Origin of the sequence: Marinobacter pelagius (genome assembly GCF_900114925.1) — a bacterium.
GTDB classification, from domain to species: domain Bacteria; phylum Pseudomonadota; class Gammaproteobacteria; order Pseudomonadales; family Oleiphilaceae; genus Marinobacter; species Marinobacter pelagius.
The window spans coordinates 208,246-229,878 of the sequence record NZ_FOUR01000002.1 but is presented as its reverse complement, the minus strand read 5'-3'; the positions used below and the strand labels follow the sequence as shown (position 1 = coordinate 229,878).

General features: G+C 58.9%; 24 protein-coding genes and 2 tRNA genes. 24 read left to right on the top strand and 2 right to left on the bottom strand.

Features of this window, described 5'->3' with window-relative positions:
* The first annotated feature begins 3 nt into the window (after positions 1–3).
* The 14 genes from BM254_RS05270 to nadA all read left to right on the top strand — a co-directional run bounded on the left by BM254_RS05270 (position 4) and on the right by nadA (position 10,105).
* On the top strand, positions 4–747 hold the full coding sequence (locus tag BM254_RS05270; protein ID WP_091999802.1) for a YebC/PmpR family DNA-binding transcriptional regulator: 744 nt from the start codon (positions 4–6) through the stop codon (positions 745–747).
* A gap of 19 nt (positions 748–766) precedes the next feature.
* Complete coding sequence (gene ruvC, locus BM254_RS05265) at positions 767–1,294, top strand: crossover junction endodeoxyribonuclease RuvC (protein ID WP_091999798.1); 528 nt, start codon at positions 767–769, stop codon at positions 1,292–1,294.
* Positions 1,295–1,325: 31 nt separating this feature from the next.
* Positions 1,326–1,958, top strand: a complete 633-nt coding sequence (ruvA, locus tag BM254_RS05260) for a Holliday junction branch migration protein RuvA (RefSeq protein WP_091999795.1) — start codon at positions 1,326–1,328, stop codon at positions 1,956–1,958.
* Between the two features lie 148 nt (positions 1,959–2,106).
* The gene (gene ruvB, locus BM254_RS05255; protein ID WP_092000743.1) at positions 2,107–3,138 is read left to right on the top strand and encodes a Holliday junction branch migration DNA helicase RuvB; all 1,032 of its coding nucleotides are present in this window, start codon (positions 2,107–2,109) and stop codon (positions 3,136–3,138) included.
* Positions 3,131–3,592, top strand: coding sequence for a tol-pal system-associated acyl-CoA thioesterase (ybgC, locus tag BM254_RS05250; RefSeq protein WP_245777372.1), 462 nt, complete (start codon positions 3,131–3,133; stop codon positions 3,590–3,592). Before ruvB ends, ybgC begins: the two co-directional genes overlap by 8 nt.
* Before the next feature lie 3 nt (positions 3,593–3,595).
* On the top strand, positions 3,596–4,285 hold the full coding sequence (gene tolQ / locus BM254_RS05245; protein ID WP_091999789.1) for a protein TolQ: 690 nt from the start codon (positions 3,596–3,598) through the stop codon (positions 4,283–4,285).
* 31 nt (positions 4,286–4,316) lie between these two features.
* Entirely contained in the window at positions 4,317–4,763 is a 447-nt protein-coding gene (gene tolR / locus BM254_RS05240) for a protein TolR (RefSeq protein ID WP_091999785.1), read from the top strand.
* Between the two features lie 22 nt (positions 4,764–4,785).
* Positions 4,786–5,820: a cell envelope integrity protein TolA gene (tolA, locus tag BM254_RS05235; RefSeq protein WP_245777371.1), complete on the top strand. Its 1,035-nt coding sequence runs from the start codon at positions 4,786–4,788 to the stop codon at positions 5,818–5,820.
* Between the two features lie 16 nt (positions 5,821–5,836).
* A complete protein-coding gene (tolB, locus tag BM254_RS05230) occupies positions 5,837–7,150 on the top strand; it encodes a Tol-Pal system beta propeller repeat protein TolB (protein ID WP_091999778.1) in 1,314 nt (437 codons plus the stop codon).
* Positions 7,151–7,207: 57 nt separating this feature from the next.
* Positions 7,208–7,771: a peptidoglycan-associated lipoprotein Pal gene (gene pal, locus BM254_RS05225; RefSeq protein ID WP_091999776.1), complete on the top strand. Its 564-nt coding sequence runs from the start codon at positions 7,208–7,210 to the stop codon at positions 7,769–7,771.
* A gap of 28 nt (positions 7,772–7,799) precedes the next feature.
* Positions 7,800–8,549, top strand: a complete 750-nt coding sequence (ybgF, locus tag BM254_RS05220; RefSeq protein ID WP_091999773.1) for a tol-pal system protein YbgF — start codon at positions 7,800–7,802, stop codon at positions 8,547–8,549.
* Positions 8,550–8,632: 83 nt separating this feature from the next.
* Positions 8,633–8,708: transfer RNA gene (locus BM254_RS05215), tRNA-Lys, on the top strand.
* Positions 8,709–8,775: 67 nt separating this feature from the next.
* A tRNA-Lys gene (locus BM254_RS05210) sits at positions 8,776–8,851 on the top strand.
* Positions 8,852–9,043: 192 nt separating this feature from the next.
* The gene (gene nadA, locus BM254_RS05205) at positions 9,044–10,105 is read left to right on the top strand and encodes a quinolinate synthase NadA (protein ID WP_091999771.1); all 1,062 of its coding nucleotides are present in this window, start codon (positions 9,044–9,046) and stop codon (positions 10,103–10,105) included.
* A 22-nt stretch (positions 10,106–10,127) separates the two neighbouring features.
* Here the strand turns inward: nadA and BM254_RS05200 are convergent, their stop codons facing one another.
* A complete protein-coding gene (locus BM254_RS05200) occupies positions 10,128–11,606 on the bottom strand; it encodes a M48 family metalloprotease (RefSeq protein WP_091999768.1) in 1,479 nt (492 codons plus the stop codon).
* 159 nt (positions 11,607–11,765) lie between these two features.
* On the opposite strand from BM254_RS05200, the gene BM254_RS05195 reads away from it, so the two are divergent.
* Together BM254_RS05195 and BM254_RS05190 are read left to right on the top strand one after the other, a co-directional pair.
* The gene (locus BM254_RS05195; RefSeq protein ID WP_091999766.1) at positions 11,766–11,993 is read left to right on the top strand and encodes a sulfurtransferase TusA family protein; all 228 of its coding nucleotides are present in this window, start codon (positions 11,766–11,768) and stop codon (positions 11,991–11,993) included.
* A gap of 16 nt (positions 11,994–12,009) precedes the next feature.
* Complete coding sequence (locus BM254_RS05190) at positions 12,010–13,089, top strand: AI-2E family transporter (protein WP_091999764.1); 1,080 nt, start codon at positions 12,010–12,012, stop codon at positions 13,087–13,089.
* 7 nt (positions 13,090–13,096) lie between these two features.
* Here the strand turns inward: BM254_RS05190 and BM254_RS05185 are convergent, their stop codons facing one another.
* Positions 13,097–13,564, bottom strand: coding sequence for a peroxiredoxin (locus BM254_RS05185; protein ID WP_091999761.1), 468 nt, complete (start codon positions 13,562–13,564; stop codon positions 13,097–13,099).
* A 74-nt stretch (positions 13,565–13,638) separates the two neighbouring features.
* Between BM254_RS05185 and dapA the strand changes: the two genes are divergently transcribed.
* The 8 genes from dapA to BM254_RS05145 all read left to right on the top strand — a co-directional run bounded on the left by dapA (position 13,639) and on the right by BM254_RS05145 (position 21,606).
* The gene (dapA, locus tag BM254_RS05180) at positions 13,639–14,517 is read left to right on the top strand and encodes a 4-hydroxy-tetrahydrodipicolinate synthase (protein WP_091999759.1); all 879 of its coding nucleotides are present in this window, start codon (positions 13,639–13,641) and stop codon (positions 14,515–14,517) included.
* 35 nt (positions 14,518–14,552) lie between these two features.
* Positions 14,553–15,650: an outer membrane protein assembly factor BamC gene (bamC, locus tag BM254_RS05175; protein WP_091999757.1), complete on the top strand. Its 1,098-nt coding sequence runs from the start codon at positions 14,553–14,555 to the stop codon at positions 15,648–15,650.
* Between the two features lie 41 nt (positions 15,651–15,691).
* On the top strand, positions 15,692–16,405 hold the full coding sequence (purC, locus tag BM254_RS05170) for a phosphoribosylaminoimidazolesuccinocarboxamide synthase (RefSeq protein WP_091999755.1): 714 nt from the start codon (positions 15,692–15,694) through the stop codon (positions 16,403–16,405).
* Positions 16,406–16,442: 37 nt separating this feature from the next.
* Positions 16,443–17,180 carry a TIGR04219 family outer membrane beta-barrel protein gene (locus BM254_RS05165; RefSeq protein ID WP_091999752.1) on the top strand — a complete coding sequence of 246 codons (738 nt, stop codon included), beginning with the start codon at positions 16,443–16,445 and terminating at the stop codon, positions 17,178–17,180.
* Positions 17,181–17,318: 138 nt separating this feature from the next.
* Entirely contained in the window at positions 17,319–18,326 is a 1,008-nt protein-coding gene (locus BM254_RS05160) for an NAD-dependent epimerase (protein ID WP_091999749.1), read from the top strand.
* A 416-nt stretch (positions 18,327–18,742) separates the two neighbouring features.
* A complete protein-coding gene (locus tag BM254_RS05155; protein WP_091999746.1) occupies positions 18,743–19,717 on the top strand; it encodes a TRAP transporter substrate-binding protein in 975 nt (324 codons plus the stop codon).
* Between the two features lie 40 nt (positions 19,718–19,757).
* Positions 19,758–20,297, top strand: a complete 540-nt coding sequence (locus BM254_RS05150; RefSeq protein WP_091999743.1) for a TRAP transporter small permease — start codon at positions 19,758–19,760, stop codon at positions 20,295–20,297.
* Between the two features lie 4 nt (positions 20,298–20,301).
* Positions 20,302–21,606 (top strand): TRAP transporter large permease, encoded by a 1,305-nt coding sequence (locus BM254_RS05145; protein ID WP_091999740.1) that lies wholly within the window; start codon positions 20,302–20,304, stop codon positions 21,604–21,606.
* Positions 21,607–21,633 lie beyond the last annotated feature (27 nt).

Below are 21,633 nucleotides of genomic sequence, written 5' to 3'. Positions count from 1 at the left end.
GGCATGGCTGGTCACAGTAAATGGGCCAACATCAAGCATCGCAAGGCGGCACAGGACGCCAAACGGGGCAAGATCTTCACCAAAATCATCCGGGAACTGACCGTTGCCGCCCGCCTTGGCGGCGGCGACCCCAACGATAACCCCCGGCTTCGGGCGGTTGTCGACAAGGCCCTGACGGCCAACATGAAAAAAGACACCATCGAACGGGCCATTGAACGTGGCGCCGGTGGTGGCGATGACAGCAACTACGAAGAACTGACCTACGAAGGCTACGGCCCGGGCGGTGTGGCCATTTTTGTCGAGGTCATGACCGACAACAAGAACCGGACCGTTGCCGAGGTGCGCCACGCCTTCAACAAGTTTGGCGGTAATCTTGGGACCGATGGCTCCGTGGCCTACCTGTTCACCAAGCAGGGCATCATCAGCTACAGCCCGGACGTGGACGGCGACCGCTTGATGGAAGCGGCACTGGAAGCCGGGGCCGAGGACCTGCAGGAACAGGAAGACGGTTCCTACGAGATTGTGACCACCCCGGAAGAGTACCTTGACGTCAAGGAATCCCTGGTCGAGGCGGGGCTGAAGCCGGACAACTCGGAGGTCACCATGGTTCCGTCAACCCGGGTCGAACTGGACCGGGACGGGGCCGAAACCATTCTCAAGCTGATCGACATGCTTGAGGATCTGGATGACGTGCAGAACGTCTATCACAACGCGGACATCTCCGCAGAAATCATGGAATCCCTGTGACCATGGCGGGAGCCTGAGCGTGCCGATCATTCTCGGAGTGGATCCCGGTTCAAGGATTACCGGATACGGGGTCATTCGTGCCGAGGGTCGGGTGATCGAGTACATCGACAGCGGCTGTATCCGGGTCGGGGAAAAGCCCATGGCCGAGCGGCTCCAGACCATCTTTCACAGCCTGGCCACGCTGATCGGAGAGTATCGCCCCGAGGAGTTCGCCATCGAGCAGGTGTTCATGGCCCGCAACCCGGATTCCGCCCTCAAACTGGGCCAGGCCCGGGGTGCCGCCATCGTCAGTGCCGCCAACAGTGGGCTGGCAGTGCACGAATATTCTGCCCGGCAGGTCAAGCAGGCGGTGGTCGGCAAGGGTGGGGCGGACAAGTCCCAGGTCCAGCACATGGTGCAGGCCCTGCTGTCATTGTCCCGCAAACCCCAGGCCGATGCGGCCGATGCCCTGGCCATTGCCCTGTGCCACGCCCATATGAGCCAGAGTGTGCTGCGTCTGGCGGGGAGCGGAGGCAAGGTCCGCAGCGGTCGGGTCAGACAACAATAACCGGCTCCCAGGAGCCACAGGAGCAACCCCCTTGATAGGTCGTATCCGAGGCATTCTGGTCGAAAAGACCCCCGGGCAGGCGCTGGTGGAGTGCGCCGGGCTGGGTTACGAAATCGACATTCCCTACACCACCTTCTTCCACCTGCCTGAGTCCGGGCAGGAAGTTACCCTCCATACCCATTTTGCCGTACGTGAGGATGCCCAGAGCCTGTATGGGTTCGCGGCGAAGCTGGATCGGGATCTGTTCCGCCTGCTGATCAAGGTCAATGGCGTCGGCCCCAAGCTGGCGGTCGGAATCCTGTCCGGTCTCGACGCCCAGCAGTTCATCCGCTGTGTCGAGGCGAAGGATGCCAATTCCCTGGTCAAGCTGCCGGGTGTGGGCAAGAAAACGGCAGAGCGCCTGCTTATTGAAATGGCTGACCGGATCGGGCAACTTGAAGGTCAGTTTGTGCCGATGTCGCCGGGAGCGACAGTTGCTGGCGGGCCTAGTTCAGGCCAGGCAGCGACCGGTCCGGATCCGCGGGAAGAAGCCGAGGCGGCCTTGATAGCCCTTGGCTACAAGCCGCAGGAGGCTGCGAAGGCGATCAGCAAGGTGGCCGAGGAAGGCGCGACCAGTGAGACCCTGATCCGCCTGGCCCTGCGCAGCATGATCCCCGCCGGATGACCTGACGGTAATATGTCGCCTGAGTGGCGCCAAACCTGTAGAGAGCGTAACGTGACAGTCAGGGACCCGTTTGTACAATTGGGTCAACGTTGAATTGCAGGGCAAGGCGCACAGGCACGATGTTGATTCCCATAGAACGGGTGATGCCATGATTGAATCCGACCGACTGATTTCAGCCGGAGCCGGTGACTATGAGGAGGTCCAGGATCGGGCCATCCGTCCGACGCTGCTGTCCGAATACGTGGGCCAACCCTCGGTCCGGGAGCAGATGGAGATTTTCATCTCCGCCGCCCGTGGCCGGCAGGAGGCGCTGGACCACGTGCTGATTTTCGGTCCGCCCGGTCTGGGCAAGACCACCCTCGCCAACATCATCGCCAACGAGATGGGGGTGGCCATCAAGACCACCTCCGGTCCGGTGCTCGAGAAAGCCGGTGACCTGGCCGCGATGCTCACCAACCTTGAAGAAGGCGATGTTCTCTTTATTGACGAGATCCACCGTCTGAGCGCCGCCGTTGAGGAAGTACTGTATCCGGCGATGGAGGACTATCAGCTGGATATCATGATCGGGGAAGGGCCGGCTGCCCGGTCGATCAAGCTGGACCTGCCGCCGTTCACCCTGGTCGGGGCAACCACCCGTGCCGGCCTGCTGACCTCGCCGCTGCGGGACCGCTTCGGCATCGTTCAGCGGCTCGAGTTCTATAATACCGAGGATCTGACCAACATCATCATCCGTTCGGCCCGGCTGTCCACCGTGGCGATTGATGAAGCCGGAGCCTTCGAGATTGCCCGCCGTTCCCGGGGAACGCCCCGGATTGCCAACCGGTTGCTACGCCGGGTCAGGGACTTTGCCGAAGTGCGCTCCAATGGCCGGATTACCGCTGATATTGCGGACCAGGCCCTGAACATGCTCAAGGTGGATAATCAGGGTTTTGATCACATGGATCGCCGGCTGTTGCTGGCCATGATTGAAAAGTTTGACGGTGGTCCGGTGGGTGTTGAAAGCCTGGCGGCCGCCATCAGCGAGGAGCGGGGAACCATCGAGGATGTGCTGGAGCCTTTCCTGATCCAGCAGGGTTTCATGGTTCGCACACCACGGGGACGAATGGTTACCTCCAACGCCTATCAGCACTTCGGGGTGGTGCCTCGTCGATCGGATGCCGAGGGGGACCTCTTTGACTGATACAGCCAACGCCCAGGTCTTTGAACTACCCATCAGGGTGTATATAGAAGATACGGATGCTGGTGGTATTGTCTTCCACGCCAAGTATCTGCACTACATGGAGCGCGCCCGTACCGAATGGGTGCGCAGCTGCGGAGTCGGCCTTCGGGCCGGTCTGGCGGATAACATCAGCTACGTGGTGCAGCGGATGAACATTCATTATGCGGTGCCGGCCCGACTGGATGACCAGTTGCTGGTCACTGCCGAGCCCGTGGCCTACGGACGGGTGTGGATGAACTTCAGGCAGCGTGTGCTGCGGGCCAGTGATCGTACGTTACTGTGCGAGGCGGATGTTCGCGTGGCCTGTGTGGCACTGGACACCGGCAGGCCCCGGCGCCTGCCCGAGAATATGCAGGACCTGCTGAAGCGCAACGTTCAGCACCCGGACCCAACTAACGGAACCAGCCAGGAGTAAAAGGTGGAGTCAGAACTTTCTGTATGGCATCTCATTTCAAATGCCGGGTTACTGGTACAGCTGGTCATGCTGTTGCTGGCACTGGCCTCGGTGATTTCCTGGGCCCTGATTTTTCAGCGTCTGCAGGTCTTCCGGAAGGCCAAGCGCGCCCAGCTGGAGTTTGAAGAGCGATTCTGGTCCGGTATGGACCTCGGCCAGCTTTACCGGGAAGTCAATGCCGAGCCGACGCCATTTTCCGGGGTAGAATCGGTCTTCCGTGCCGGATTCAAGGAGTTCTCGCGGCTTCGGCAACAGAGCCGGGATGCCGACGCCGTCATGGAAGGCGCCCAACGTGCCATGCGTGTCGCTTTCTCCCGGGAACAGGAGCGGCTTGAGACCCATCTGCCATTTCTGGCCACGGTCGGTTCCACCAGTCCCTATGTCGGTCTGTTTGGCACCGTCTGGGGGATCATGAACTCGTTCCGGGGTCTTGCCCAGGTCCAGCAGGCAACCCTGGCGACGGTCGCCCCGGGTATTTCGGAAGCCCTGATTGCCACGGCCATGGGCCTGTTTGCGGCCATTCCGGCGGTCATTGCCTATAACCGCTTCTCGGCCATGTCCGATGCCTTGCTCAAGAACTATGAGACCTTTGCCGAGGAGTTCTCCAGCATCCTGCACCGTCGCGTGCATGCCAGTGAGCAGAGCGCCGCCTGATGAATGAACGCAACGATCGGAGCCTGGTGATATGAAAGGCATGGGAATGATGCCGCAGCAGCGGAAAAAACCGATGTCGGAAATCAACGTCGTTCCCTACATCGACGTGATGCTGGTGTTGCTGGTCATTTTCATGGTGACCGCGCCCATGCTGACCCAGGGCGTGAAAGTGGATTTGCCGGAAACCACATCCGATCCCATCCAGTCTGACAAGGATGTGGAGTCGATTGTGGTTTCGGTGGACACCAACGGTGCCTACTACATGGAAATCGGCGATGAGAGCAGTGATCCCATGTCTCTCGGGGAAGTGAGTGAACAGGTGGCCAAGATCCTGTCACAGCGTCCCAATGGTGAGGTCCTGGTGCGCGGTGACGAGCATGTGGAATACGGCACGGTGGTGCGGCTGATGGCGGAGTTACAGGGTGCCGGTGCCACCAGCATCGGATTGATAACCGAACCATCTCCGGATGAGAAGTGAGCCAGAGACGCGCGGAGCTGTTGTGACGAATCAGGATCGCAGGGTAATCAGTACCGGTACGGCGCCGTGGAAATCGCCAGTCGCCTTGTCGGTGTTTCTGCACCTGCTCATCGTGGTGGTCGCTCTGGCAGGCTGGTCCTGGACCAGTCCGGTGGATGAGCAGCCACCTCGCAGTATTTCGGCGCGTCTGGTCACCCAGCAGCAACCGGAGCCCAGCCCGGTGGTGGAGCCGGACGATCAGCCGGATCGGGACCAGCAGCGCCGGGCTGAAGAGGAAGAACGGAAAAAGGCTGAGGCCGAACGCCGTCGTCAGGAAGAAGAGGCGCGCAGGATAGCCGAGCAGAAGGCCCAGGAAGAGGAGGCCCGTCGCAAGGCTGAGGAAGAGCGCAAGAAACAGGAAGCCCTGGCGAAGGAGCGGGAAGAGGCGAAAGCCCGCGAAGCCGCCCGCCAGAAGGCAGAGGCGGAAGCCAAGGAGCGTGAACGGCAGAAAGCCGAGGAAGAGCGCAAGCGCCAGGAAGCGGAGCGCAAGAAGGCCGAGGAGGAGCAGCGGCGGCTGGAAGAACAGCGTAAGCAGGAAGAAGCCGAGCGTCGCCGTCAGGAAGAAGAGGCCCGCAAGGAGGCCGAACGCAAGCGCCTCGAGGCCGAACGGCGCCTGAAAGAGCAGCAGCTTGAGGCTCTGGCCGAGGAATCTCGCAAGGCGAAGGAGGCCGAAGCCCGCCGTCAGCAGCAAGCCGCCGCGGCCCGGGCGAAGGAAGCGCAGATGCTGTCCGAAAGTGAGAAATATCAGGCGCTGATCCGGGAACGGTTGAGCCAGGCATGGTACCCGCCATCGTCGGCCACGGAAGAAATGACTGCCAGGCTGCAGATAACGTTGTTGCCGACGGGCGAACTGGCCAGTGTCAAACTTGTCAGCAGTAGTGGCAACACCGCGTTCGATAACTCGGCCCTGAGTGCTGTACGCTCACTGAACCGTTATCCGATACCGGATGACAGGGAAACCTTCGAGCGTTATTTCCGTCAGTTTACTATTGAATTCAACCCGCGCCGGTTGAGATAAGGAAACAGGAAAGATCATGACAAAGCGGATCTGGACGACCTCACACAAAGCCGTGGCCGCCGCGCTGGCTGCCCTGATCATGCTGGCCACCGGGGCGCGTGCCGAGCTGCTCATTCGAATCACCGAAGGCGCTGATGCCGCGCTTCCCATCTCCGTGGTGCCATTTGCGGAGAACGGTTCGATTCCGCCCGGGGACAAGGTGGCGAACATAGTTCGGGACGACCTTGCCATGAGCGGTGAGTTCCGGCCTCTGTCTCCGGAAAAGATGCTGAGCCTGCCCTCCCGTCGGGAAGAAGTGTACTTCCGGGACTGGCGTATGCTCGGCCAGCGCTACGTTCTGGTGGGCGAACTGAGCCGGAACGGCGATCGGGTGGTTGCCCGTTATGAGCTGTTCGACGTTAACCAGGAAAAACGCATTCTCGGTGAAACTGCGGCAGCATCTGTAAACAGTATGCGCACCCTCGGTCACCATATCAGCGACAAAGTGTATGAGGCGATTACCGGTGTTCCAGGGGCATTTTCCACCAAACTGGCGTACATCACCCTCGACACTTTCAATGGCAAGCCTCGCTACCGTCTGCAGGTAAGCGATGTTGATGGCAAGCGTGCAAAGATCCGGCTTGAGAGTCAGGAGCCCATCCTGTCACCAGCCTGGTCTCCGGATGGAAAGCGGCTGGCCTACGTCTCCTTTGAAACCGGCAAGCCGGCAATCTACATTCACGAGCTGTCTTCCGGCCAACGCACCAAGGTGGCCGATTTCAAAGGTCTCAATTCTGCGCCGGCATGGTCAGAAGACGGTCGCTCGCTGCTGATGACACTGTCCAAGGACGGCAACGCCGAGATCTACCGGATGGAACTGGCGAGCCGGCAGCTGACCAAGCTCACCAATCACTGGGCAATCGATACCGAGGCAACCTACGACCACTCTGGTGACGGTATTTTCTTCACCTCGGATCGCTCCGGCGGACCTCAGATCTATCATATGAAATCGCCCGGTGCAGAACCCCGCCGTATTACCTTCGGCAGTCGCTATAACGCGCGGCCGCGGCCGGATAATACCGGGGACTACGTTTATTACGTGCATCAGCGAAACAGCGCGTTCCACATCGCCCGTACCAATCTCAATAACGGTGAAGAGACGGTCCTGACCCGGACCGAGTCAGATGAATCACCGAGTGTGTCACCCAACGGTCGGATGCTGATCTATGCCACTAAACAGGGTGGAGACAGTGTGCTGACCGTGATCTCGGCCGATGGCGGTGCGGCATACAGCCTGCCGGCTTCGGAAGGGGATGTCCGTGAACCGGCCTGGGGGCCAATCGTTAACTGAACGCCCCGGGCGCTCGCAAGCAGTCAATAAACTCAAGCCACTGAAAAGGAAATGAACATGAAACTGTCTATGCACTCCAAGGTCCTCGCCATGCTGCTTTCTGCCGGTCTTTTTGCCGGTTGTAGCTCCACAGGTGAAACTGTGGGCGACGGTAGCTACGATTCCGATGTTGCTCCAGTAGACGACGGTTCCACTGTTTACGGCGGTGATGACGAAGGCGGCGTGTCCTCGTCCGCGCTGACTGAAGAAGAGCGGATGGCCGCCGAAGAGCGCGCCAAGATGGAAGCGCTGCGTGACATCACCACCTTCTACTTCGATTTCGACACCGCAGAGATCAAGCCCGAAGCCCGTGACGTGCTGGTGGCCCATGCCCAGTACCTGGCCAACAACCCGGGCCAGAACGTTCGCCTGGAAGGTCATGCGGATGAGCGCGGTACCAAGGAATACAACCTTGCCCTGGGTGAGCGTCGCGCCAATGCCGTGCAGCGGTTCCTGATCGTCAACGGTGCTTCACGTGGCCAGATCGAAACCGTAAGCTATGGTGAAGAAAAGCCGGCGGTTATGGGCTCCTCTGAAAGTGCCTGGGCACAGAACCGTCGGGTAGAACTGGTTTTCGACTGAACCGCTAACTGACAGATCGGGTGTATCCATGAGAAAACGGCTCGTGGCGTTAATGCTGGTTCCACTTGCGCTTGCGCAGGTGGGGCCGGTTCAGGCGCAATCTTCCGCACCGGCCCAGAGAAGCTCCTCTGGCAACCAGGCAACCTCAGAATTGTTCTATATGATTCAGCAGCTCCAGCAGGAGGTGCGCAGGTTGCAGGGGCAGGTGGAAGAGCAGCAGCACATGATCACCCGGTTGCAGGAGCAGGGTCGTGATCGTTACATAGATCTGGACCAGCGCATTCTCGATCTGTCCGAGAAGATGGCGAGCCAGCCGGAACCGGCGCCGGCTTCGCCATCTGCTTCCGGCAGTGGCGACGTGCAGGCGGTGGAAACCCGTGAGTATCGTCAGCCCGATGCCGAGGAGCGCAAGGCCTATAACGAGATCCAGGACCTGATCCGGAACCAGAAGGACTACGACCAGGCCATTACCCGGTTGTATGAGTTCATCGACAAATACCCAGAAGGGGACCTTACGGTGAATGCGTATTACTGGCTGGGTGAGGTGTACCTGGTCAAGCCGCAGCTGGAGCAGGCAAAACAGGCCTTCACCATCGTGGCGACCCGTTTTCCTGACCATCGCAAGGCGCCGGATGCGGTATACAAGCTGGGTGTGACTCTGGATCGTCTGGGCGAAACTGACGAGGCTCGCCGGCGCATGCAGAGCGTCGTTGATGATTATCCGGACAGCGGTGCGGCGGAGCTTGCGAAGAAGTTCCTTTCCTCTGCAAACGGTTAATCCGGCTCAGGAAAAAAATCCGGGGATTACTCCAAAAAAGGGTTGATCACCGGGAAAATATCAGTACTATATGCGCCTCGTTTGGGTCGTTAGCTCAGTTGGTAGAGCAGTTGGCTTTTAACCAATTGGTCGAAGGTTCGAATCCTTCACGACCCACCAAATTCCGGGTACTGTTCGTTTGAGCTTGAGCAGTATCGATCAGATAAATTATCTGATCACCAGTCAAGGGTCGTTAGCTCAGTTGGTAGAGCAGTTGGCTTTTAACCAATTGGTCGAAGGTTCGAATCCTTCACGACCCACCAAATAGCAGGATCTCCCGGGATCCTGGGAAAAAAAGAGCCTTCGGGCTCTTTTTTTTTGCCTGTAAGATCCCACTTATAGTCCGAGAGTGGTCAAAGATTGTTTTCAGGCGTGTGACATCGACGTTGCAGGTCCATGAAAACAGTGGCCGAGGTGATATACTTCGGTGGTTAACGCAACACAGAGATGCAGGAATGACACGAGCAGAAGATCGTATCCTTGTTCAGGAGCACCTGGCCCACGAAGCGGAGCCCAAGCCTTTGAGTGAGAGCGAGAAAGCGGAACTCGAGGCCCGAATCAAGGAGGAACTCAAGGCCAGGGATGCTGTGCTCGTTGCTCATTACTACACCGACCCGGACATCCAGCGCCTGGCGGAAGAGACCGGCGGCTGCGTGGCGGACTCCCTGGAGATGGCCCGCTTTGGCAATCAGCATCCGGCCTCCACGGTGGTTGTGGCGGGCGTCCGTTTCATGGGCGAGACCGCCAAGATTCTCAACCCCGAGAAGAAAGTCCTGATGCCGACTCTGGAAGCCACCTGCTCACTGGACGTGGGCTGTCCGGCCGATGAGTTTGCTGAATACTGTGACCAGCACCCCGACCGGACCGTCGTTGTCTATGCCAACACCTCGGCGGCCGTCAAGGCGAGGGCGGATTGGGTGGTGACCTCAAGCTGTGCCCAGGCCATTGTCGAGGATCTGGACGCCCGGGGCGAAAAGATCCTCTGGGCTCCGGACAAGCACCTGGGGCACTATGTTCAGAAAACCACCGGGGCTGACATGCTGCTCTGGGACGGCTCGTGCATCGTCCACGAAGAGTTCAAGTTCCGTGGTCTCGAGGATCTCAAGGCACTCTATCCGAATGCGGCCGTCCTGGTGCATCCGGAGTCACCGGACGCGGTGGTGGAAATGGCCGATGTGGTGGGTTCCACCTCCCAGCTGATCCATGCGGTGCAGACTCTGCCCAACCAGGAGTTCATCGTCGCCACGGACAATGGCATCTTCTACAAGATGCAGCAGTTGGCGCCCAACAAGACGCTCATCGAGGCGCCCACCGCTGGTAATGGCGCCACCTGCCGAAGCTGTGCCCATTGTCCCTGGATGGCGATGAATGGTCTTGAAAACCTGCTGAGCGTGCTGCAGACCGGCAGCCAGGAAGTGCTAGTGGATCCTGCATTGCGGGAGCGAGCGCTGAAGCCGCTGCAGCGCATGCTGGACTTCACTGCCAACATGAACCTCAAGGCCGCAGGTAACGCCTGATCGGTCGGAATTCTGTGCCCGGTCAGCTGTTGCGCTGAGCCTGCAGCTGGCGGGTTACTTCAGCCAATCTTTCGGTAACCGCCTGGCGCTGGGGCGAGCCGGCCGGGAGTTTTTCCTGGGCCTGGCGCAGCTGGCGCTGGGCTGACTCCAGATCCCCCATCAGCGCGTCGTATTCGGCCCGTGCGCGGTGCACGCCAACGATATTGCGGGCCATACCTTCCGCTTCTGCCAGTCGTGACCAGAGATGTTCCTGGCCCGGCATCTGGCGAGTGAGTTCCTTCAGAAGTTCCGCTGCGGCGGCACCGTTACCCGCGGCAATTTCGGTTTGCGCAAGGGTATAGGAAATAGGGTAGTTGCCGGGGTTGCGGGCGAGTGCATCCTCAAGCAGGGTTCGGGCTTCTCCGGTCTTGTCGCGGGCATTGAGGACCTCGGCCAGGGTAACCTGCAGGGTGATCCGGCCCGGGTTCTGCTTGAGAAGGTCCTGGAGTTCCTGCTCCGCCTTGTCCAGCTGATTGTTGGCCTGGTAAGCCACGGCGAGTCCGTACCGGATCGCATGGTTTCTCCTGGCATCCGGGCGCTCGAGGTAGGATTCGAACGTATCCACCGCCACATCCGGAGACGGGGCGTAATGGACCTGAAGGCGACTGCGCATCAGGTGGTATTCCTGGCCGTCCTTTATCTCCAGGTGCGGGTATTGCTCGGCGCGGTTGCGGGTATCGGCCACCCGGCTCTGGGTCAGCGGGTGAGTGGACAGGTATTCCGGGACCTGGTTTCCCTGCAGACGGTTCTGCCGCATCATGATCTCGAACATTTCCGGCATTCCCCGGGGATCCATGCCGGCACTGGCAAGGATGTCCATGCCGACCCGGTCTGCTTCCTGCTCGTGGGATCGGCTATACGCCAGCATGTTCTGCACTGACAAAGCCTGGGTGCCGGCAATGGCCGCAAGGCCGATGTCGGACTGGGTAACCGCGGAAAGCACAATCCCGGCAATCATGCCTGCGAGGGTCAGTGGTGCGCTGGTTTCCTGCTGTTCGACGCGGCGGGCAAAGTGGCGTTGGCTCAGGTGCGCCAGTTCGTGGGCAAGTACCGAGGCAAACTGTTGTTCCGTGGCGGCGTTAAGAAACAGCCCGCCGTTGACGCCGACAATGCCGCCAGGAACGGCGAAGGCGTTGAGTTGGGAGCTGTCGATCAGTGCCAGCGTCAGTTCCCGGTTCTGCAGCGGGGCCGAGGGCACCAGGCGATAAATGATGGCGCTGAGATAGTCATAGACCAGGGGGTCGGTGATACGGGGGGCCGACCGCCGGATAGAGACCATGACCTGGCGGCCGATCTCGGATTCCTGCTGGCCGGAAATCAATCCCCCGCCGGTGCCGCCAATCGTTGGCAGCGATGACTCCTGGGCGGACGCCGGAGAAGTTGTCAGTAATGCCGCCAGTGCAAATACGGCTGCTTTAAAGAACCCCCGGGGGGAGGTTGTTAGGCCATGATCAAGTTTCATGTACTGCAAGTTGCCTCTGGTTCGGACTGCCGCTTGGACAGTGTCTTACCATGAAAAGTTCTGAAAACGAGATTACCAGCTATTGAGATGCAATACCCGGCATCTCGCGGCATAATGCCGCGTTGTCAATTCCACTGATTGTGATGGTGCGTCTACATTATGGTTGACCGTACACTGGATGCTTCCGGGCTGCGCTGTCCGATGCCTCTCCTGAAAACCAAGCTCGAACTCAACGGGATGTCCCCTGGAGAGGAGCTGGAGGTTATTGCGACCGATTCCGGCTCGGCCCGGGATATCCCGGCGTTCCTCGCGTTGTCCAGCCACACCCTGGTGAGTTCCATCGAGGCCAATGGCGAATACCGGTTTGTGATAAAGTGCGGCGGTTAACCTTTCGGAGACGTTGATGGTCAGGATTTTACGCGGTCTCGCGCACAAATACTTTTCAGATGAAGAAGCTGTCATCCTTTCCCTGATCCTGCTGACGGGAACGGTGTTCGTCATCTGGTTCGGTGCCATGCTGGCGCCGGCCATTGCGTCCCTGATCATTGCCTTTATCCTCCAGGGTCTGGTGACCAAGCTCAACAAGCTGGGCATGCCGGAGATCGTCGCGATCATTGGGGTGTTCGTGGTGTTTCTTGGTGTACTGGTGGGTTTCCTGTTCGGTCTCCTGCCACTGGTCTGGACCCAGGTCACCAACCTGGCCGGTGAAGCACCGCGCATCATCCGGGAGATGCAGTCCTACCTCGAACTGCTGCCTGAGCAGTATCCTCAGCTGATTTCCGTAGAAGCGGTCAATACCGTGTACCAGCAGGTCTCCACGGAAGTGGGGCAGCTGACCCAGTGGCTGGTTTCCTTCTCGCTGTCCAGTATCCCGGATCTGGTGGCACTGCTGATCTACATGGTGCTAGTGCCGATTCTCGTGTTCTTCTTCCTTAAGGACAAAGAGGTGCTGCTGGGGTCGATCGCCCGTCTGCTGCCTCCGCAGCGGCCGTTGATGCTGAAGATCTGGCATGAGGTCAATCTCCAGTGCGCAAACTACGTGCGCGGCAAGGCGGTGGAGATTCTGATCGTCGGCGGGGCGACCTACGTTGCTTTCAAGCTGCTGGGGATGCCCTATGCGGCGTTGCTGTCGCTGCTTGTGGGCCTGAGCGTGGTGATTCCCTATATCGGTGCCGCTGTGGTGACCATACCGGTAGCCATGATCGGGCTGTTTGCCTTCGGTTGGGGCACTCATTTTATCTGGGTGATGGTGGTTTACGGCGTGATTCAGGCACTCGACGGCAACGTACTGGTGCCGGTCCTGTTTTCCGAGGTCAACAACCTGCACCCGGTGGCCATCATCGTTGCAGTGCTGTTCTTTGGCGGTATCTGGGGTCTGTGGGGTGTCTTTTTCGCCATTCCGCTGGCGACCCTGCTCAAGGCCGTGTTCTCCGCCTGGCCGGTGAAGGAGGTAGAACCTTCACCGACCGATGAGCTGGCCTGAGCTCCTGTCAGAGGGCCTTGGCTGCTTCCAGCACTTCGTCGGCGTGGCCCTTGACCTTGACGCCGCGCCACTCGTTACGGAGCACACCGTCCTTGTCGATCAGGAAGGTGCTGCGCTCGATCCCCAGGTGCTCCTTGCCATACAGCTTCTTGAGCTTGATAACGTCAAACAGCTTGCACAGGGTTTCATCCTTGTCTGAAATCAGATGGAAGGGGAACTCGTGCTTGGCCCGGAAATTTTCGTGGGCTTTCAGGCCGTCCCTGGACACGCCGAAAATCTCGGTATCCAGCTCCGCAAACTGCTTCATCCGGTCGCGAAAATCCTGGCCTTCGGTGGTGCAACCGGGAGTGTTGTCCTTGGGATAGAAATAGATCACAACATTCTTGCCGCGAAGGTCAGCAAGCCGCACGGTTTGCTCTCCGGTCGCCGGCGCTTCAAAATCAGGGACGGGCTTGTTCAATTCGACGGATGGCATGACATCTCCTTTAATTCCCTTGTGTCAGTTCGAGCCCAACATTACCATATCGGTTTTATTCGGACGGAGCTTTTATGATTACGGGTAGCCTTGTCGCACTGGTCACGCCCATGCATCCAAACGGTGACATTCACTGGGAGGAGCTGGACAAACTGGTGGACTTTCACATTGAAAACGGCACGCACGGCATCGTCGCCGTGGGCACTACCGGTGAATCCGCAACCCTGGACCCGGAAGAGCACTGCCAGACCATCGGCCGGATCATAAAACGCGTTGACGGACGGATCCCTGTTATCGCCGGTACCGGCGGCAACAGCACCCGTGAAGCCATCGAGCTGACCACCGAAGCCCACAAGCTGGGTGCGGACGCCTGCCTGCTGGTGGTTCCGTACTACAACAAGCCGACCCAGGAAGGCCTGTACCAGCACTTCAAGGCCATTGCCGAGGCGGTGCCGGGCATGAACCAGATGCTGTACAACGTACCCGGCCGGACAGCCTGTGACATGCTGAACGAGACCGTTCTGCGCCTTGCGGATATTCCGAACATCGTCGCGATCAAGGATGCCACCGGTAACATTCCCCGTGGCGCCGAACTGATCAAGGCGCTGGATGGCCGTCTTGCGGTCTATTCCGGTGACGATGCCACCGCAGCCGAGCTGATGCTGGCCGGCGGCAAGGGCAATGTCTCGGTAACCGCGAACGTGGCACCGAAATCCATGGCCCAGCTGTGCGAAGCGGCTATTGCCGGCAACCGGGAAGAAACCGAGCGTTTGAACGAACTGCTGATGCCGCTGAACCGCAAGCTGTTCCTGGAAGCCAATCCGATTCCGGTGAAATGGGCACTGCATCGCATGGGGATGATCAGTGAGGGCATCCGTCTGCCGCTGACCCCGCTGAGCGAGAAGTTCCACGCGGAAGTGGAAGAAGCCCTGAAAGCCTCAGGCGTGCTTTGAGCTTGCTGAAAACGTCCCTGAACCGGAGTACCCCGATGCAGGTTCTTTCAGGAACCCGTTCCCCCCGTTTTTACAGAACGATATGTGCTGCGTCCGGGCTGTTGCTGCTGGCAACGGCCTCGGGCTGCAGCCTGTTGGAAGACCGTTCCGAGCGGTATGTCGATGCCAGAGAAGGCACGCCGCTGGAACTCCCTGAAAGCGCGGATGAGTCCCGCTTCAGCCAGGTCATGCCTATCCGCGAGATCAATACCTCCGAGTCCGGGAAGATGTATCCGTCCGATATTCCCCGGCCGCCGGACATGACCTCCGAGATTCTCCAGGAGAACTATGTGATCGAGGAGCTGGATGGTCGCATCTGGCTGCTGGTGAACGACGTTCCCGGCCGGCTCTGGCCCCAGGCAACCGCTTACATGAACGAGCGGGGCCTGGGTGTCGCCTATGACAGCCCCCAGCTGGGATTGCTCCAGAGCGAGCTGGCCAATTTCAGCAAGCAGGCGCGGGAACTGGTGGGCCTGACCAATCAGGCATCGGCGGATGAACCCATGACGGTCATCCAGATGCGCATGTCACCGGGTATCCGCCGCAAGACGACTGAAATCCAGGTGCGCCGGGTAGAGCGGTCCGAGCGTCCGGGTGAGCTCATGCCCTGGCAGGACATCGCCAACCCCCCGGCGGACGCTATGGCCCTGCAAAAGGAGCTGCTCGCGGACCTCGGGGAGTTTCTGAAAACCCGGGAAGAGAGTAAGTCCTTCTCCAGAGCAGCTTCGGGCATGACCAGTGAACCCTTGGTGCGTCTGGAATCCGAGAACGAGGAGGCCGTCGCCATCCGGATGGATCTGGATTATGGCCGCTCCTGGGCGGAAGCCAATCGTGCTCTTGAAGAAGCCGAAATCCCGGTTGTCGACCTGAATCGCAGTGCGGGCTGGCTCTATGTCGACTTCCGTACAGCGGATGAGAAGGAATCCGGCTGGTTCGACTGGTTCAGCGACAAGGAAAAACCACGGCATACCCATACCGTGACTCTGGAAGAGCGCAACGGCGCGGTGTTTATTGAGGCCGAGCGGCTCGAGAGCTATGACGGCGAGCACACCACATCCGATCTGCTCAACCGACTCTTTGAATACCTTTACTGATTAGATGGGGGTGCCCCGGCGCACCTCCTCCGGAGATTTCAATGGAAAAGCGCGAAGAACTCTACGCAGGCAAGGCCAAATCCGTATACCGCACCGACGACCCGGAGCGTTTCGTGATGGTCTTCCGGGACGATACCTCGGCGTTCGACGGCCAGAAAAAAGAGCAGCTCAACCGCAAGGGCATGGTGAACAACAAGTTTAACGCCTTCATCATGGAGAAGCTGGAAGCGGCGGGCATCCCCACCCACTTCGAGGGCCTGCTTTCGGATACCGAGTCCCTGGTCAAGAAGCTGGACATGATTCCGGTGGAGTGTGTGGTCCGGAACATCTCTGCGGGTAGCCTGTGCCGTCGGCTCGGCGTGGAAGAAGGTCAGGAGCTGAATCCGCCCACCTTCGAGCTGTTCCTGAAGAATGACGAGCTGCACGATCCCATGGTCAACGAATCCCTCGCCGAGAGCTTCGGCTGGGCGACTGCAGATGAGCTCGCACGCATGAAGGAGTTGACCTACAAGGTCAATGACGTGCTCAAGAAGCTGTTCGATGACGCCGGCATGCTGCTGGTGGATTACAAGCTGGAATTCGGCCGCAGCGGCGGCGAGATAGTCCTCGGTGACGAATTCAGCCCGGACGGCTGCCGCATCTGGGACAAGGAAACCCGCAAGAAGATGGACAAGGACCGGTTCCGCCAGGGACTCGGGGACGTGATCGAGGCCTACGAAGAAGTCGGTCGCCGTCTCGGCATCCAGTTCGACTGAATCGCAATCCATACAAAAACCATCAGAAGGGTATCTTATGCGTAAACTGATCCTTGCAGTAGGTGGCACCGTGGCCCTTGCCACGCCTCTGGCCAATGCGGATGTTCTCGGTGTTGGTGCCAATGTCAGCTACTGGGACTCCGACCTGTCCGGTGACGTAGTCAACAAGGGTTCCGCTGTCGATATCGAGAACGACCTGAGCCTCGACAGCGACAGCAACGCTAACTTCACCGCCTACTTCGAGCATCCGGTGCCGGTATTGCCGAACGTGCGGGTAAACTACACCACCATTTCCCAGACCGGCAGTGGCCGGATCGGACTGGAAGAGTTCGATGGCATCCTTCCGGGCGCGTCCGTCGATTCCGAGCTGGATCTGGACCAGCTGGACGCCACCTTCTACTACGAAGTCCTGGATAACTGGGTCAACCTGGATCTGGGTCTGACTGCGCGGAAACTGGACGGTGAGCTGATTGTCCGTGACACCACCGGCACTGGCCGCGTGAGCGAAACCACCATCGATGGCGTAATCCCCATGGGCTATGCTGCCGCCCGCTTTGACCTTCCGCTCACCGGCGTTTCCGTAGGCGGTGAGGGCAACCTGATCAGCTTCGACGGCGACTCCCTGCACGACTTCAACGTCTACGGCCAGTACGAGCTGTCACTGCTTCAACTGCGTGCCGGCTACCGCCAGATGTCCATCGACTATGAAGATGACGATGACAAGATGGACGTGGAACTGTCCGGTCCTTTCGCCAGTGTCGGTCTGACGTTCTGATCGAATACCGGCTGAATGGCTGAAAAAGAGCGCTGCGGCGCTCTTTTTTTGTGTCTGACATGTTCCGTGGTGTTGCCGGGAGGGCCGATTCGGTAAACTTGGCAGCTCAGGACACGAACGTTTTATGGAGACTAGACCTTGAAAATTCTCGTTACGGGAACCGCCGGATTTATTGGCTCACACCTGGCACACCGCCTGCTGGATCGCGGTGATGAGGTAATCGGCGTTGATAACGTCAATGACTACTACGATGTGAACCTCAAGGAAGCGCGCCTGGAGCGGCTGACCTGCAAGCCCGGCTTCACCGAGATCCGCGAGGACGTTGCCGACCGCGCTGCCATGGAGGCCCTGTTCCGTGAGCACAAACCCGAACGAGTGGTGCACCTCGCTGCCCAGGCCGGGGTTCGTTACTCCATCGAGAATCCCCACGCCTACGTGGATGCCAACCTGGTTGGTTTCATGAACATCCTCGAGGGCTGTCGTCATAACGATGTAAAGCACCTGGTCTATGCCTCCAGCAGTTCGGTATACGGCGCCAACGAGACCATGCCGTTCTCGGTACACGACAACGTCGACCATCCCCTGAGTCTTTACGCCGCCTCCAAGAAGGCCAACGAGCTGATGGCCCATACCTACAGCCATCTGTACAACCTGCCGACCACCGGACTGCGGTTCTTCACCGTGTATGGCCCCTGGGGCCGGCCTGATATGGCGCTGTTCATCTTCACCAAAAAGATTCTCGCTGGCGAGCCGATCGACGTATTCAACCATGGCCACCACCGCCGGGACTTCACCTACATCGATGACATCGTCGAGGGCGTGATCCGCACCCTGGACCACGTCGCCGAGCCCAACGCCGACTGGAGTGGCGAGCGGCCGGATCCGGGCACCAGCAAGGCGCCTTACCGGCTCTACAACATCGGCAGCAACAACCCGGTGGAACTTTCCCGCTTTATCGAAATCATCGAGGAACGCATCGGCAAGAAGGCGGAGAAGAACCTTTTGCCCCTGCAGCCGGGTGATGTGCCCGCCACCTACGCCAATGTCGACGACCTTATCGAGGACGTAGGCTATAAGCCCTCGACCTCCGTGGAGGAGGGCATTGCCAATTTCGTGGACTGGTATCGGGATTTTTACAAGGTCTGATTCCAGAGCGTTCTCTTTGTTCAAAAAGACTCAAAGGTTCCTGGAGAAAAATCCAGGAACCTTTGCACCCTGCCTCTTTCTCCTGAAGCCTGGTCCCCGGGCACCTGAATAGCTCCCCACCGCTCTGCTGCAATAACCCGCAATCTCGACGATACGATTTTCAGATTTTGTATTCTGCCGTTTGGCAGTTCTATCAAAATTGATTTTTGAAAACAAAATATCGACAAAATGAAGATAAAAAGGTGGTAAAGTACGTATTGTTTTGGGGCAAAAAGTTTGACAGCGCTCAGAGTGGCGACTAACTTGGCTAAATCAAGCACAGGCACATGTGCCACGTCGTGCGATGTGTGTCCTTTACGCTGTCACAACAACAACCACGAATAGCCCGAATGTGACCGGGCCAAGAGGAGGCAAAGATGAAAATAAAAGCGAAATACCTTGCCGCAGTCGCGCTGACTGCTTCTATCGGAACCGCACAGGCGGAAACAAACTGGGATATGCCAACTCCCTATGGCGATTCCAATTTCCACACTGTCAATATCCGCGAGTTTGCAGAGGATGTTCGTGAGGCCACCGATGGTGAGCTGAACATCACCGTTCACAGCGGTGGTTCTCTCATCAAACACCCCGAAATCAAGAATTCCGTTCGCCGTGGCCTCGTTCCCATTGGTGAACTGATCATGTCCCGCCTGGCCAACGAAGACCCGTTGTTCGAGGCAGATTCCGTTCCCTATCTGGCAAGTGACTACGATGAAGCGTGGGAGCTTTGGCAGGCGTCCAAAGATATGCTGGCAGAGCGCCTTGAGCGCCAGCGACTGACATTGTTGTTTGCGGTGCCCTGGCCGCCCCAGGGTATTTACACCAAGTTCGCGGTTGAAACCGGTGAAGAGCTCCAGGGTGTGAAAATGCGCGCCTACAACAAATCGAGTGAGCGCCTTGCCGAACTGTTCGGTGCCGTTCCGACCCAGGTCGAGGTTCCGGATATCCCGACCGCTTTTGGAACCGGTCGGGTCGACGCGATGATCACATCTCCCTCAACCGGCGCAAACACCCGGGCCTGGGATTACCTGAGTCACTTCAATCACGCGCAGCTGTGGTTGCCCAAGAACATGGTAATCATCAATACCCGGACCTTCGAGGGTCTCCCGGAGTCCACGCAAGAAGCCATCAAGACCGCCGCAGCTGAAGCGGAAAAGCGGGGCTGGGAGGCCAGCAAGGCCGAAACCGCTGCCAAGATCGAGATTATGGAAGATAACGGCATCGTGGTGTCCGAGCCGAGTGAAGCGCTGGTCGAGCGGCTGCAGGAAGTTGGCGCTACCATGGAGCAGGAGTGGCTGGAGCGTGCCGGCGAAGACGGCAAAGCTCTCATCGAAGCCTACCGCGCTCGCTGATTCCTGATACGCCTGAAAAGAACCATCCGGGAGCATTTACATGCGCAGGTTTCTGGACACTCTGTACCGCCTTGGCGGATACATCTCGGCGCTGCAGCTTTTCATCATCATGGTAATGGTGGTGTTGCAGGTGTCCGGACGAATTCTCGACAAGGCCCTGCTGACCCTGGGGATGAAATCCCTGGGCCTGCAGGTTCCCGGATTGGCGGAACTGGCGGGGTTTCTGTTGCTGGGGGCCACGTTTACCGGTCTGGCCTACACACTCACGGTGGGTGGCCACATCCGGGTGGACCTCTTGCACAGAGCCCTGCCGGGGAAGGTCCAGCGAGCGTTGGACATTCTGGTAACGGTGATCGCGTCGGCGATCACCGGTTACGGTATCTGGTTCAGCGTATTGCTGGCCTATGACAGCTATGACTTCGGAGATCTGTCTATCGGCATGGTGCCGGTGCCGCTCTGGATTCCTCAAGCTGTCATGGTTGTCGGACTGGTCTGGCTGCTGATTGCGCTGATCGATGCGCTGGTCGGGCTGATCACCGGCCGTATCACCCGCATCAAAGACGAAGCCCCGCAGGAGTAACACCATGGACATGATCTGGATGAGCCTGGTGCTCCTGGCAGGACTCCTGGTAGTGCTCGGTGCCGGGCTCTGGGTCGCCTTTGCGCTCACGGCTACCGGCCTGGCCGCGTTATATTTCTTCAGTAACATCCCGGTGGGCGACAGCCTGGCGACATCGTTTTACGGCGCCAGTGCCTCCTGGGAACTGGCCGCCCTGCCTATGTTTATCTGGATGGGAGAGGTACTGTTCCGTTCCCGTCTCTCCGAGGAAATGTTCACAGGTATTGCCCCGTGGGTAGGTCGCATCCCCGGGCGTCTGCTGCACACCAACATCATTGGCTGTGGTATTTTCGCCGCGATTTCCGGCTCGTCGGCAGCAACAGCGGCGACGATCGGGAAAATGTCGGTGCCGGAACTCACCCAGCGTGGCTATGACCGCAAGCAGATCCTGGGCACTCTGGCCGGATCGGCAACCCTGGGCCTTTTGATTCCGCCGTCCATCATCCTGATCGTTTACGGCGTCGCTACCGAACAGTCCATTGCCCGGTTGTTCGTGGCGGGTATTCTTCCCGGTCTGCTGCTGATGGTGCTGTTCGCCGGCTACGTTGCCATCTGGTCCAAGCTGAATCCCTCTGGCGTGCCCGCTGACGAGGAGGAGGCTCTGCCGCTGGCGGAGAAGATTCGGCGCAGCAAGCCCCTGATCCCTGTTGTTTTGCTGATCGTTGGTGTTATCGGCTCGATCTATGCCGGCCTGGCCTCACCGACCGAATCGGCCGCAGTGGGTGTGGCACTGGCGCATCTGCTGTCCTGGCGCGGTGGTTCTCTCACTCGGGAGACTTTCGGTCAGGCGCTGATGGGGACAGTGAAAACGTCTACCATGATCGCCTTCATTCTGGTCGGCGCCCACTTTCTGACTGTATCCATGGGCTTCACCGGTATTCCGAGGGACCTGGCTTCCTGGATCAACACCCTGGAGCTGTCCCCCTACATGCTGCTGCTGGCACTGACCGTGTTTTTTATTCTGCTCGGCTGCTTCCTCGATGGTATTTCGGTTGTGGTTCTGACCACTTCCGTGATTTTGCCCATGGTCCAGGCCGCCGGAATCGACCCCATGTGGTTCGGGATTTATCTGGTCATCGTGGTGGAGATGAGCCAGATCACGCCGCCTGTGGGATTCAATCTGTTCGTGATTCAGGGGCTTACTGGTGAAAACATCATCCGGGTGGCGTTGGCTGCTTTGCCATACTTCCTGCTACTGCTGGCAGGGGTGCTGCTGATCACGATCTTCCCGGACATCGTTACCTACCTACCCAGTCAGATGGGGAATTGATAGACTCACGGCCTGCTTCGAGTGGCG